11 protein-coding genes and 1 pseudogene are annotated in these 12,962 nt (G+C 55.7%); 6 read left to right on the top strand and 6 right to left on the bottom strand.

Annotation, left to right across the window (positions count from 1 at the left end; genetic code table 11):
- Positions 1 to 121 precede the first annotated feature (121 nt).
- A pseudogene (locus P4L78_RS11250) lies at positions 122 to 642 on the top strand (integrase core domain-containing protein); the annotation flags it as partial.
- Positions 643 to 992: 350 nt separating this feature from the next.
- Here P4L78_RS11250 and P4L78_RS11245 read toward each other — a convergent pair.
- Complete coding sequence (locus tag P4L78_RS11245; RefSeq protein WP_309328180.1) at positions 993 to 2,828, bottom strand: recombinase family protein; 1,836 nt, start codon at positions 2,826 to 2,828, stop codon at positions 993 to 995.
- Positions 2,829 to 2,879: 51 nt separating this feature from the next.
- Positions 2,880 to 3,623, bottom strand: coding sequence for a ComEC/Rec2 family competence protein (locus P4L78_RS11240; protein ID WP_309328178.1), 744 nt, complete (start codon positions 3,621 to 3,623; stop codon positions 2,880 to 2,882).
- A 129-nt stretch (positions 3,624 to 3,752) separates the two neighbouring features.
- Between P4L78_RS11240 and P4L78_RS11235 the strand changes: the two genes are divergently transcribed.
- Entirely contained in the window at positions 3,753 to 4,928 is a 1,176-nt protein-coding gene (locus P4L78_RS11235; protein WP_309328177.1) for a UbiH/UbiF family hydroxylase, read from the top strand.
- Positions 4,929 to 4,938: 10 nt separating this feature from the next.
- Positions 4,939 to 5,691, top strand: a complete 753-nt coding sequence (locus P4L78_RS11230) for a DsbC family protein (RefSeq protein WP_283150335.1) — start codon at positions 4,939 to 4,941, stop codon at positions 5,689 to 5,691.
- A gap of 88 nt (positions 5,692 to 5,779) precedes the next feature.
- On the opposite strand, the gene P4L78_RS11225 is transcribed toward P4L78_RS11230, so the two are convergent.
- Entirely contained in the window at positions 5,780 to 6,718 is a 939-nt protein-coding gene (locus P4L78_RS11225; RefSeq protein WP_309328175.1) for a TraB/GumN family protein, read from the bottom strand.
- Positions 6,719 to 6,896: 178 nt separating this feature from the next.
- Positions 6,897 to 7,409, bottom strand: coding sequence for a TIGR00645 family protein (locus P4L78_RS11220; protein WP_283150333.1), 513 nt, complete (start codon positions 7,407 to 7,409; stop codon positions 6,897 to 6,899).
- A 99-nt stretch (positions 7,410 to 7,508) separates the two neighbouring features.
- Here P4L78_RS11220 and P4L78_RS11215 point away from each other — a divergent pair, with 99 nt between their 5' ends.
- From P4L78_RS11215 to P4L78_RS11205, 3 genes are all read left to right on the top strand, one after another.
- Positions 7,509 to 8,330: an alpha/beta fold hydrolase gene (locus P4L78_RS11215; protein ID WP_309328174.1), complete on the top strand. Its 822-nt coding sequence runs from the start codon at positions 7,509 to 7,511 to the stop codon at positions 8,328 to 8,330.
- Between the two features lie 102 nt (positions 8,331 to 8,432).
- Positions 8,433 to 8,831, top strand: a complete 399-nt coding sequence (msrB, locus tag P4L78_RS11210) for a peptide-methionine (R)-S-oxide reductase MsrB (RefSeq protein ID WP_283150331.1) — start codon at positions 8,433 to 8,435, stop codon at positions 8,829 to 8,831.
- A 154-nt stretch (positions 8,832 to 8,985) separates the two neighbouring features.
- On the top strand, positions 8,986 to 9,606 hold the full coding sequence (locus P4L78_RS11205) for a hypothetical protein (RefSeq protein ID WP_309328173.1): 621 nt from the start codon (positions 8,986 to 8,988) through the stop codon (positions 9,604 to 9,606).
- Between the two features lie 107 nt (positions 9,607 to 9,713).
- Here the strand turns inward: P4L78_RS11205 and P4L78_RS11200 are convergent, their stop codons facing one another.
- Entirely contained in the window at positions 9,714 to 10,934 is a 1,221-nt protein-coding gene (locus P4L78_RS11200; protein ID WP_283150329.1) for an EAL and HDOD domain-containing protein, read from the bottom strand.
- Between the two features lie 102 nt (positions 10,935 to 11,036).
- Entirely contained in the window at positions 11,037 to 12,929 is a 1,893-nt protein-coding gene (locus P4L78_RS11195) for a chemotaxis protein CheA (RefSeq protein WP_309328171.1), read from the bottom strand.
- Positions 12,930 to 12,962: the final 33 nt, after the last annotated feature.

Raw genomic sequence — 12,962 nt, 5'->3', positions numbered from 1 at the left:
CGGTTGCGTCACAACCGACCACGTGAAACCAGCGCTTGCCAAGATCGATACCCAAGGTCACTGCAATCATGGTGGTCTCCTGTTGCCGGATACGCCCTTAACGTAGGAAAAAATAAAGGGGTGGACCATACCATTAGTGTTTGACCGGACCGCCGAAGGGCGGGTCATCAAGTGCCTGACCATCGTCGATGACGCAACGCATGAATCCGTGGCTATCGTGGCCGAACGCACCATCAGCGGCTACCCGCTGACCCGGATGCTGGACCGTTTGGGCAAAACGCGTGGATTGCCTCGCATCATCCGGACCGACAACGGCAAGGAATTCTGTGGTCGGGCCATGCTGACCTGGTCACATCTGCGTGGTGTGCAACTACGGCAGATTCAGCCGGGCAAACCGAACCAGAACGCCTACATCGAATCGTTCAACGGGCGGTTCCGGGATGAATGCCTGAATGAACACTGGTTTACCAGTCTGGCCCATGCGCGTGTGCTGATTGAAGCCTGGCGGCGGGAATACAACGAGGAAAGACCCAAGAAATCGCTGGGTGGCCTGACGCCATCTGCATACGCCAGGCAACTGGCAGCGAAGTCGGCTAAATTAACCCCGGGCTCTCAAGCTGTGTGCTACTGAAACCGGGGTGACGTCGTGATCGTTCTAGATGGCCATGCTCGGCAAGCACGACCAAGTCCATGGCCCCGCAGCTAGCTGGACGATTTTTCTATATATAAAAATAAAACCTGTTAGCTGCCCGGCATCGGATTGTGCCCGGTTCTGGATATGGATATTTGCTCGGATGGGTAACGGGAATGGAAGGTGTTCTGAACTGTCTGCTGACCGTCTCATGGGCAGATCATGAAGGCAACGGCCCCGATTCCAATATGAAGTGAATCGGCACTACCTGGGCCCCGTTGAACTGGTTCCCCGAAGCTAGTTGTTTTGTATCAGTAAGCTTCAGGGTAGGAGTGGCCTATGGTTTAGCCCGCCATTAGCGCTAGACTAACCCGGGATTCGAGGTGGTCGACGGGTGGTCGGTATCAACAATCAAGCGGGTCGGGTCGGCATAGTCGGGAAATACTATGCGCATGCGATCCAATTTGGCTTTGATAACAAAGAAACGGCCCATTTCGGCTAGCGGCCCGTACCTGCCTCGAATTCCACGCCCCTGCCGCTTGGGTTCGGTAGGGCAGTGTTCCTGTATATACGATTCTATTCGAGCTGGATCGAAGTTCTCAGCCAGCAAGCCCGAACGTACATTGGCGACTTCGGCAGGAGAGAAAATGCGTCCCGCTGGGTAGACATTAATTTGCGCAATCAACGCGTGGATATGGGACGCAAGTGCTGACCGTGCCACGAAACGCTCGTCACCTTCCAGTTGCTCAAGACGATCAATCATTTCTCGGATCGAGTCCAACTGGGTTGACCGGAGTTGTGCGCTTGCTTGCGCCACTGCCAAACTTTGCTCTAGGACTTCCTTTTGCTCTTCCAACTCATCCAATTTATGTTCAAGATTTCGAATTAGGTGCATTACAGTACGTGAAGGAGTTGCCGATTGGTCCTCTTCATCGGAAAGGGCATCAGCCAGGCGCTCCAGACGACGTTGAGTTTCGATTATTAAGGTTTGGGTGATTTCGAGCTGTTCGGTGATAGAAAATTGCTCTTGTTGGCCGACGTGCGTCGGTTCCGCCTCGCGAACCAGTCGTTCAAGCTCAAGTCCACGGCAGAACATCAGGAAACTGTGTTCAAACGCTTTATATTCCCACTGCACCGCATAGCAACCTCGACCTCGGCGAGCGCCATCACATACCAGATGCTTTTCGACGCGGACGATGCCGCTGGCAAGCTTGCGCGGACTGCGGCCAAGCAAGATCATCGTACTGCCACAATAACCACACTTTACGATGCCGGACAGCAGATTTGGGACATTAGTCCCCTTCCGTGCACGACTGCCGCTTCCCAACCGACGTCCCTTTCTCGCTTCTTGCAGTAGCAAAAATTCATCACGGCTGATCAGTGCTGGATAGTAATTTGCGAGTGGCTCTCCGTGAGGCACGATCTTGCCGTTTTGCCACAGATGAAGTTGTAAACTACCGTACAACGCGGGACTCGTCGTAATTTTCTCGATATACGAGCTATGCCAACCATTGTCTTTTTTTGAAAATGTTGGAGTCCCTTGCTCATTTAACCGCTTGGCGATTACGCCTGTTCCCATGCCGGATCTGCTGGCGTGAAGAATGCTACGCACGATTTCTACACGTTCGGGTATGAATTCAAATTCCTTCTTGTCATCACGTAGCCGCATCCAGTACGGACAGCGTGCGGTCAACTTCTTTTCGCCAATGTTTGCGCGTTTGTTTTCCCATGCTGCTTTAAGCCGGCGGCTCTTCAGGGCTGATTCTTCGTGGGCACGCGCCATGATTGTAATTGAGACAATCAAGTTGCCCACGTTTGCGCTCAGGGACTCCTGGCTGTAAACCATATTGTCGGTTAGCGTGACTATGGTAATCCCGCGCTTGATGATGGCGGTGAACAACTCAAAAGCGTCGAGCACTTGGGCCCGAGATAGCCGGTCCAGGGATTCAATCAGCAGAAACGATCCAGGCGCAATATGACCCCGCGTGATTGCTTCGACAAATGCGCCAAGTGCCCCGCGCTCAAGATTGGATCGATCGAAAGCAGAGAGACCGAGGTCACGAAGATGAAGTGCAACGTCAAGTGTCAGGCCATGCTCATCCGCATACTGTTGTGACAGCTCAGCTTGGCGGCGCAACGAGTCGCCCTTAAGTTGTTCAGCAGTGGAAAACCGGATGTAAGAATAAGCGGTTGGCAAGATTAAGCGTCACTGATGTTATTTGAGGCAGTATACATACGATTAATGTATTCATGCCCCTGATATGACGATTAAATGATTGATCCCGGCCCGGGCAAAGCTTTGCCACTGTTCAGGTGAGATTCCACGGCGATCTCCAGCCGCGATGGCGGCGATGACACCGGCGTAGGGGGCGTCGCCCAGCACGGCGTTGATATGATCGACGATGCCTTCACGTACCCGGTCAATAGCGGCCTGCCAGGCATAACCCGGCAACGGTCTGGCGCCTTTCACGCTGGCACTGCCGCCGAGGTTCTGTTGTAGCATCCAGCCTTCCACATCAAAGCCACCGGGATTTTGCTGGCCGTGCGGGCGTTTGGCGGAGAGATCGAACTCCCAGCGCGTACCGCTGCGCAGTTCCGGATGATCGCCGTACCACTGAACAGAGAGTCGGCGCGGCAGTGTTGCGCCGGCGGTCAGTACATCCTGCGTGACGAACACAAAGCGCGGACCAAATTGCCCGGTTTGCGGCAAGCCAGCGACATAACCGCGCGCTGTGATCACTTGGCGCTCCATGTTTTGCGGTAGCCGGTCGGCCAGCCGCCAATTTGCGCGAAGATCGGCGTAGCCAAAACCCAAGGTCGCCGCAAGGATGATCAAACCTGCCAAGCGCCAGCGTTGTGCCTGCCAAACCAACGTGGGGGCGGCCAATGCCACCAGCAGCGGCCAGAGCAAAGCTGGCAAGACCGGTTGTATTTGCAAGAGACAAACACCGGTGACAAAACTGGCCAGGACAGACAGATAACGCAGCAACATGGCCGCTAGCCTGACAGCGTGTGATGGATTAAGCGATGCGCCCGTCACTGGGTATTGCTGGTGGTCAATTTGTCAGAAGCGCAGTTGGGGCCGCCCAAGGGACACCAGGCATCTGCTAAACTCACCCGCATGAAATTTTACGACGCAGATGTTCTGATCGTGGGTGGTGGTCTGGTGGGCTGCGCGCTGGCGTGCGCACTGAAAGACACCCGGCTGCAGGTCACTTTGCTTGATAGCCGCGAGCCCGCGCAGACTTGGGATGCCCAAACCTGGGATAGCCGCATTTACGCCATCAGCCCGGCCAGCCGCCGGTTTTTGACTGCGATTGGCGCTTGGCAGCACATGGACGCCACTCGCCTGCAATCCGTCGCGCAGATGCGCATTGCCGGGGATGATGGTCGTTCGGAACTGGCCTTCAATGCTACCGATGCGGGCACTGATGAACTGGCACAGATTGTCGAATCGCGCGAACTGCAGCGTGCGTTGTGGCTGGCAGCGCAAGCCGCGCCTAATGTCACGCTGATTGCTCCAGCCAAACCCAGTGCTTTGCACGACGAAAGCGATGGCATGCTGCTGGCGCTGGAAGATGGTCGCCGCTTGAGCGCGCGTCTGGTGGTAGGCGCAGATGGCGTGCAATCCTGGGTGCGCGCGCAAATGGGCATCGAAGATAAAACAACGTCCTATGAACAATGGGGCGTGGTTGCCAATTTTGATTGCGAAAAACCACATCTGAGTACCGCCAGTCAGTGGTTCTTTGCCGACGGCGTGATGGCCTGGTTGCCATTGGCCGGGCAACGGATGTCCATGGTCTGGTCTTGCAACGATGAGCGTAAACAAGCGTTGCTGGCGCTTTCTCCCGCTGAGTTGTGCGAGCAAGTGGCGCAGGCCGGGCAGGGGCGTCTGGGGCAATTGCAATTGCGTACGCCTCCGGCGGCTTTTCCGCTGCGCTTGATGCATGTGGCTGATCTGGCCCGCCCGCATCTGGCGTTGATTGGCGATGCAGCCCACGCGGTGCATCCATTGGCGGGGCAGGGGGTGAATCTGGGGTTTGGCGATGCTATGGAACTGGCAAAGGTTCTGGCTGCCCAAGCGCCCACGCAGTGTGGTGATTACCTTGTGCTGCGGCGCTATGAACGCGCCCGGCGCGAGAATGTTTTACTGATGCAGGGTGTTACGCATGGCCTGCAGAAACTTTTCAACAACACCAATCCGGTTTTGCGCTTGATGCGTAATACCGGGCTGGGGTTGACCGACCAATGGGTATGGCTGAAAAACCGTTTGATTCAGCATGCAATGAACGCTTGAAGGATAAACAATGAAGTTTTCGAAAATGATGCGTAGCCTGGCGGTTGTGGGTCTGGTTGCCCTGACCGCGTGTTCGGCCGAAGCAGAAACCGTCAATGCCAAGCAATTGCGCGACAAGCTGCAGCAACAATTGCCGGGACGCGAAATCACCAGCGTGAACCCGTCGCCCATGAAAGGAATCTACGAAGTGGTCGTTGCCGGTCACCAGATTCTGTACACCGATATCAAGGGTGATTACGTGTTGATCGGCGACATGATCGACATGAAAAACAAGACCAGCGTTACCGAAGCGCGCGCAGCTGAATTGCGCCGCACCGATTTCAGCAAATTGCCGCTGGATCAATCGTTCAAAGAAGTGCGCGGCGATGGCAGTCGCAAACTGGTGGTGTTCTCCGATCCGGATTGCCCGTTCTGCAAGCGACTGGAATCGGATAGCCTGGCTGGCGTGACCAACGTCACCATCTACACGTTCTTGTTCCCGCTCAATATCCACCCGGATGCCGAGCGCAAGTCCAAGTTGCTGTGGTGTGCCGCAGATCGTGACGGCGCGTGGCGCGACTGGATGGATCATGGCAAGTTGCCAGACAACAAGGGCGATTGCGATACGCCTATCCAGAAGAATCTGGCTCTGGGTGACAAGCTGGGCATTACCGGTACGCCGGCACTGGTGTTTGCCAACGGCCGCATGGTCTCCGGCGCTATCCCTAAAGAGCAACTGGAAGCGTTGCTGGCCAAGGGCGGACCAGATCAGTCCGGGCAGTAAAACCTGCCGCCTGCGAATTGGGCGAAGGTGTGGACAAATAAAAAAGCAGCCATCATCTGGCTGCTTTTTTGTGTGTGCACTATCCGGACTATTTGGTGGCGCTGACTGTCGGCGTGTCAAATACCGGAGTCAGGGTGTAACCGGCTTTGCGCAGCAAGGCGACCAAACCCTGCGGGCCGGGTAAATGCATGGCGCCAATCGCAATAAAGTTGCCACCCTTGGCCAGCGGCTCTTGCAGACGTTGGGCAAAGCGCAAGTTGCGATCAATCAGCAGATCTTTTTTGTTCCACTTGTCAAAATAAGCCTCGTCAGCTGCGGGCATGGGTACGTCGCCTTGCTCACTGAGCCGCTCAATAGCCGGAATGTCGCGGGCAACATAGGCATCAATGACTTTGTTGATTTGCGCGGCAAAGACTTCCTGGTGATCCAGCAACGAATATAGCAAGGTGCGTTGTTTGTCTTCGGGGATATTCTCGAACAGTGATAACTGTTCCTGAACGGTTTCCAGCCCCGAATAGTTTTTGCCACCCTCGATCGCCATCTTGGCCAGCAGCAAATCCAGCGTGATCTGGCCGCTTTGTTTCTTGGGTTCCATCATCAGCATGGCTGCAGCCCAGGTTTTCAGGCGGCGGGTAGCGACTTCGGGATAATCACGCGCAGCCAGTTCCGGCAGCAGTTTCTGGTAGTACGCATCGCTGATATGGGCGGGCAATAAATCGCCTTCCGGGCGCAAGACGGCCTTGGCCAGTTCCATCATCATGCTGAAATCGGTTTTGACCTCGGTATAAACCTGGTCGGACGACTCAAACGCCTGCGCTACCGGGTCAGACAGCGTGGTGACACGTGGATCGGCCACGTGGGCGGTGCCAAACAGCCAGGACGACGGTACGCCAGCCTTGTCGATACGCCAGAGCACAGCGTGGGGAAAAGGCTCGGCTTTGGCGATGGCAGCATGCGCTGAAAGCGGTAAAAAGGTGATGCTGGCCAGCGCCAGGGCAGCAACACGCGTACAGAATCGGGCGAGCATCTTGGGGTTTCCTCTTCCTCTTAACGAACGGATTTTTCTGTCTGTATAAATCTGTTTTTGTCGGTCTTTGCCGGATGGCGAGCCAGTATAACCAAACTCGCCCGGCATCAGGCAAAGCGGGGAACGAATCCCCGCCGAACCCGCAAATATGCAACTCGCTTGCACTGTCCAGGCAGGCTTAATGCGGCTTGCCGCCAGCCGCAATGCGGTCCATCACGGCGAACAGTACGCCCGACAGCACAAAGGTCAGATGGATACCAATCAGCCAGCCCAGCTTGAGCGAATCCATCGAGTCTATATTTACAAACGCCTTGAGCAAGTCGATGGCCGAGATCGCCACAATGGAACCGATCAGCTTGAGTTTGAGATCGGAATAGCTCACCTTGCCCATCCAGCTGGGCTTGTCCTCTGAATGGTGAGCCACTTCCATTTTCGAAATGAAGTTTTCATAGCCGCTGAACATCACAATCAATAACAGGTTGGCGATCAGCGTGACGTCCACCATGCTCAGAATGCCGATGATGATGTTGCCTTCGCCGGTCAGCAGTATCTGGCCTAGCGCGTAAAGCTCTTTGAGCATCTTTACAAACAACGCGAACAAGCCGACCACCAACGCCAGATAAAACGGGGCAAGCAGCCAGCGGCTGTGGAAAATGGTTTTTTCGAGCGCGGATTCGATACGCGAATGCATCGTTGACCTTTATGATGTTTGGAATATCCAGGTCTGTCCTGGCTGCAAGCAGACCGGAAAAAACATCGCCAGTTCCCGCAATCATTGCCATGAGCAAGTATGAGCCATCCCTGCCAGCTGGAAATCCTGCATCACCCACCCACCCGCGCGCCCTTGTCGGCTCCTCCGCTATTGTTTGTGCATGGCGCCTATGCCGGTGCCTGGTGCTGGCAAGATCACTTTCTGCCATGGTTTGCGGCCAGAGGTTATGACTGTTACGCACTGAGTTTGTCCGGGCACGCCGGTAGCGCCGGGCGTGAGCGGCTGGACCGCTTGGGTCTGGGTGATTTCCTGGGAGATATTGAACGTGCGGTCGGGCAATTGCCGGCTACGCCGATCCTGATCGGACATTCGCTGGGCGGCTATCTGGCGCAACGCTTTGCCCGCAAGCACGCGGTCTCTGGCCTTGCGTTGCTCGGCAGCGTGCCGCCCATGGGGCTGGTGAACTCGCTGGGCCACATGATGTTCAGTTCGCCTCACTTGCTGATGGGCTTGAACCAGTTTCAGTGGCACACCGGGGCGATTGATTTTGATCCGGCGGTGTTGAAACAACTGCTGTTCTCCACCCAAATGCCGCGAGACAGGTTAGCGACGTTCGCCGCCCGTGTGCAGCCGGAGTCCGCCTTGGCGCTGGCCGAATTGATGCTGCCGCAACCTTGGCTGGCGTGGGGCATGCCCGAACACGTGCCTTGCCTGGTGTTGGGGGCAGAAGCTGACCGGGTTATCCCTGCCGCAGACGTACGCGCCACAGCGCGGGCATGGGGCGTCGAAGCCCGATTTTTGCCACAACTTGGGCACGCCATGATGGCTGACATGGGTTGGGAAAGCGTTGCACAGCACTTGGCGGACTGGCTGCAGACGGTTGCGCCTGGCGCAGAGTGATCTCTTGCCTGGGCCGGCTGGTGGTTTTCTTTTGAGCTGACGGTTGTGGGTCTTGCCCCGCACCCATATCTTTAGACAAACAGATTAAAACTGGAGAGCAGCATGACCGACAAAGTGGTTAAAACCGATGCAGAATGGCGAGCCCAGTTAACCCCGGAACAATATCGGGTAGCGCGCCAGGCCGGTACCGAACGGCCTTTTAGCGGTGAGCTCTACAAACGCAATGATGACGGCGATTATTACTGTGTTTGTTGCAATGCCTTGTTGTTTCATTCGGGCACCAAATTTGACGCCGGTTGTGGCTGGCCCAGTTTCTGGGAAGAAGCCATTCCTGGTGCGATCAAGCGCATCGAGGATTATTCGCACGGGATGGTCCGCACTGAAGTACGTTGCGCCGCTTGTGATGCCCACTTGGGGCATGTCTTTCCCGATGGCCCAGAGCCAACCGGCGAGCGTTATTGCATCAACTCGGTGTCCATGACCTTTACACCTGAGGCTTAAATCCTGCAAATGAGCATCTGAACATTGTCCTGAGGCTGGTTTTGCGGTATCTATTTCTGTGGACGTGGTTTCTCTTATTGGTTTGCATATCAATTTCAACGTTCTCGACCGCAGAAAAAATCATCACATATATATAAATCAGGAGTGTTATCAGATGGAACGCGTGCATGGAAAACGCCGGGTGGCGTCAGTCGTCGCGCTGGCAGCGGTATTTGCGCTGACTGCGTGTGGCAAAGGTTCAGAGGCCCCTAAAGTTGCGCTGGATGACAAAGACGTCATCAATACACTCAACAACTTTATCCAGGCTGATCAGCAAAATTGTGTTTCCATGCCGATTGCCTTTAATACCCCTGTGGCCAAGGACTACGCCAAGCTCACAGACCCCAACGGCGCGCAACTGGCCGCACTGGTTAAAGCCGGGCTGATTCAGGAACAAGCGGCTGAAGCCGGGCAAACGCAATTTGCGGTGACCGATAAGGGCAAGGATGCCTACGACGGCAATACCCCACCCGGTTTTTGCAGTGGCACGCCAGAAGTCGACAAGATTGTCAGCAACACGGTTGAAGAAACCAAAGACAATTACAGTCGCGACAAGATCGTGTTTACCACCAAACTGGATGGTATTGCCGATTGGGCCAAGGATGACGGCATTCGCCAGCAGTTCCCCAAGTTTGCTACGCTGGTTGATAACCAGGGCAAAGAGCAACACACGGTCGAGATTGAAAGCCGTGGTCAGGGCTGGCGCGTACTTGAGCCAAGCCCGGTGGCCAACTGATTCTGGCCTGCTGCTGAGCAATCCTGTTACGGGATTGGCGCCCAATAAAAAAACCCGTCTGCATGACGGGTTTTTTATTTCTAATGTTGCCGGGGCTAAAGAGCAGCTTACAGACCGAGTTCTTCCACCCACGCCAGCGATTGACCGTGTGCCCGGTTGAGCATGTCCGGGGTCAGTTGCAACTGGTCGCACAGGCGTGGCACTTCGGACATATCCGGGTCTTCACATGCTTCAGCCAGCTCCAGGAACGGGCCGTACATGCCGGAGCGTTCCATCAGCGCATCGGCAATGCTTTCCGGCAAGATCAGCGTTTCCAGCACGCGATCCATCGGCATATCCAGCAATACATCCAGTAGCGAGAAGATGCCGACGATAAACAGATTGTCGCGGTCCTGGCCATCCAGCAAATGGCTGCCCAGCAATTCCACCAGACGACCGCGTGTCACTGCGGTTTTCAGCAGGGCAGGTGGTGAGCCCGCTTCGGTGCTGGCAGTCACCAGCAACAGGGTTAGCCAGCGGTACAGCTTCTGGTAACCAAGGATGGTGACGGCATGGCGGAAGGACTGGATTTCGCACGACAAGCCAAAGCCAACCGAATTGATATAGCGCAGCAGCTTGAACGACAACGCCACGTCACGCTTGAGCGCATTTTCGATATCGCGAATCTCTGCGTTGTTCCGCAGCATGTTCAGCAGATTCAGAATGTTGGCGTAATTCGGATTGATCACCTTGGCCGACAACGTTTCCGGATGGGCAAAGTAATAGCCCTGGAACGCGTCAAAGCCGATATCCATGCACTTGCGGAATTCTTCTTTGGTTTCGACCTTTTCCGCGATCTGCAGCATCGGATACTTGCGCAACTCTTTGGAAATCGCAGGCAAGCGATCCATACCGAGAGCCTGCACATCCAGCTTGATGTAGTTAGCAAACTCCAGGAACGGCGCGGTTTGCGGAGACAACTCGAAGTCATCCATCGCAATACCGAAGCCTTGACCGCGCAGTTCTTTAACGCGGGCCAGCAATTCCGGCGTAGCGGTAGTGGTTTCCAGCACTTCCAGCACTACGCGTTGCGGTTGCAGCAACTCCAGGAAATTACTTTCCAGCATGGATTCAGCGACGTTGATAAACGCCAGTTTGCTGCCTACCAGCCAGTCGGTCCCCATATTGGAAATGGTATTGACCAGCACGTTGGTGCCTGCCTGCATGTCGCTGGAGAACTCGGCCGTAAGGGCGTCCTTGTCCAGGCGGAACAGCAGTTCATAGCCGATGATCTGCTGTTGGCGATTCAAAATTGGCTGGCGGCCGATAAATGCGTGATCTTGCGTCATTTCAGGGTCTCTGGCTGCACATTGGGCACAGCGAAGTATATCAGTAATGTCTGATTTTGCAGGTGTTTGGCATAAGCGCCTATCGCACCGAAATATAATGCATCACGCAGCTATTTGTTCAATGAACTGTGAGCTTCTCACTGCTGCGTTATCTGAAGTGCCCGAGTGCAGCAGGTCTTCCATATCCAGCACCAGCACTACCGAGCCATCGCCAGACAGCGTGGCACCGGCTACACCGTGCGGATGGATGTTCTGCAGCGGCTTGATCACCACGTCGTCACGACCCACAAAACTGTCGACAGCCAGAATGAAGGAGTGCTCGGCGGAAGTCATCAGCACGCCGAAGGACGGTACTTCGGTTTCTTGCCAGCCGAGCAATCTGGCCAGTGATTTGACCGGCAGGATTTCGTCGCGCACCACAATGGTGGCGCGGCCAGAGACTTCCTGTACCTGCTCGCTCTTGATCGGGATGATTTCCCGCACCATGGCCAGCGGAACGGCAAACGGCTGATCGCAGACGCGTACCACCAACACCGGCAGAATCGCCAAGGTCAGCGGCAAGGTGATGGTAAAGCGCGAACCTTCACCGACTACCGACTGGATGTCGATACGGCCGTTGAGTTTCTGGATATTGGTCTTGACCACATCCATGCCCACACCGCGACCAGAGATGCTGGAAATCTGGTCCTTGGTGGAGAAGCCCGGCATGAAAATCAGCTGCAGACACTGTTTGTCGTCCAGGCTGTTGGCCGTTTCAGCATCGATCAGGCCTTTTTCCAATGCTTTCTTGCGGATCACGTCCGGGCGCATGCCGCGACCGTTATCGGTGATCTCGATCTGGATATGGTCGCCGACCTGGACTGCGGACAATTCAACGGTGGCTTGCGCAGGCTTGCCGGAAGCGGTGCGCTCGGCCATGGTTTCGCAGCCATGATCGACCGCGTTGCGTACCAAGTGAACCAGCGGATCGTTCAAGTCTTCGAGCATGGTTTTATCCAGCTCGGTTTCTTCGCCGATCAGTACCAGATCTACTTCTTTGCCCAGTTGACGGGCCAGATCACGCGCCAGGCGCGGATATTTCTGGAACAAGCGGCCAATTGGCTGCATGCGGGTTTTCATGACCGCGTTTTGCAGGTCACCGACCAGCAAATCGAGCTGGCTGATGGCTTCGTCCAGCGCTTTGAGCGTCACGCTGTCCATCTTGCCTGCCATGATGTCGGTGCGCAGGGTGGTCAGCCGGTTTTTGGTCAGGCCGATTTCGCCGGACAAATTCAATACCTGATCCAGCCGCACTGTATCGATGCGGATGGTTGTTTCTTGCGAAGATTGCGACATCGGTTGCTGCATGGTTGCCGGGCCTTTGGCGGCGGCGGGCGCAGCACGAACTGCCGCAGCCGGGACAGCAGGCAGGTCGTCAATGACCACTTCCTGGTTGGCGTCGGCAACTTGCGGCGGGTTTTCAATATCGAGTAAGGCGTTGTAGAGCACGTCCCATGGCGGCTCGCCATTGGCGTCAGCAGCGGTACTGGCGGGCGCGACGGCAACTGGGGCAGGAGCCGCTGCGACAGGGGCTGGCGCGGCAATCACAGGTGCTGGTGGCACTTCGCCTTGCAGCACGGCATCCAGCGATGCCAGCAGGCCCGCATTGGCAGCCACGGGCATGCGGCCTTGCTGCATGACCACGAACATGTCTTGCACGGTGGCGGTGGCGGAGAGGATGGTGTCCATGATTTCGGGCGTCAGCGTCATCTCGCCATTGCGCAGCTTGTCGAACAGGTTTTCCGTGCGGTGGCACAAACTGACCATCGCATCGACATTCAAGAACCCGGCGCCACCCTTGATCGTATGAAAGCCGCGGAAAATGTCGTTCAGCAAGTGCTTGTCATCGGGCCGCTTTTCCAGCTCGACCAGCTTGCTGTCGACATCTGACAACAGCTCGGTGGATTCGGTGAGGAAATCCTGCAACAGGTCATCCATACCGGAGAATTCGCTCATTTCGGCCCCATTTGTTTCTGGTGAGTTCAAATA

It is taken from the genome of Silvimonas sp. (assembly GCF_031291215.1).
GTDB classification, from domain to species: domain Bacteria; phylum Pseudomonadota; class Gammaproteobacteria; order Burkholderiales; family Chitinibacteraceae; genus Silvimonas; species Silvimonas soli.
Note: the sequence above shows the minus strand (reverse complement) of the source record. Positions and strands in the feature narration are given on the sequence as shown.

Coding starts and splice junctions, on each gene's coding strand:
- P4L78_RS11240 (WP_309328178.1), bottom strand. CDS start 3,623: ATGTTGCTGCGTTATCTGTCTGTCCTGGCCAGTTTTGTCACCGGTGTT.
- P4L78_RS11235 (WP_309328177.1), top strand. CDS start 3,753: ATGAAATTTTACGACGCAGATGTTCTGATCGTGGGTGGTGGTCTGGTG.
- P4L78_RS11230 (WP_283150335.1), top strand. CDS start 4,939: ATGAAGTTTTCGAAAATGATGCGTAGCCTGGCGGTTGTGGGTCTGGTT.
- P4L78_RS11225 (WP_309328175.1), bottom strand. CDS start 6,718: ATGCTCGCCCGATTCTGTACGCGTGTTGCTGCCCTGGCGCTGGCCAGC.
- P4L78_RS11220 (WP_283150333.1), bottom strand. CDS start 7,409: ATGCATTCGCGTATCGAATCCGCGCTCGAAAAAACCATTTTCCACAGC.
- P4L78_RS11215 (WP_309328174.1), top strand. CDS start 7,509: ATGAGCCATCCCTGCCAGCTGGAAATCCTGCATCACCCACCCACCCGC.
- msrB (WP_283150331.1), top strand. CDS start 8,433: ATGACCGACAAAGTGGTTAAAACCGATGCAGAATGGCGAGCCCAGTTA.
- P4L78_RS11205 (WP_309328173.1), top strand. CDS start 8,986: ATGGAACGCGTGCATGGAAAACGCCGGGTGGCGTCAGTCGTCGCGCTG.
- P4L78_RS11200 (WP_283150329.1), bottom strand. CDS start 10,934: ATGACGCAAGATCACGCATTTATCGGCCGCCAGCCAATTTTGAATCGC.
- P4L78_RS11195 (WP_309328171.1), bottom strand. CDS start 12,929: ATGAGCGAATTCTCCGGTATGGATGACCTGTTGCAGGATTTCCTCACC.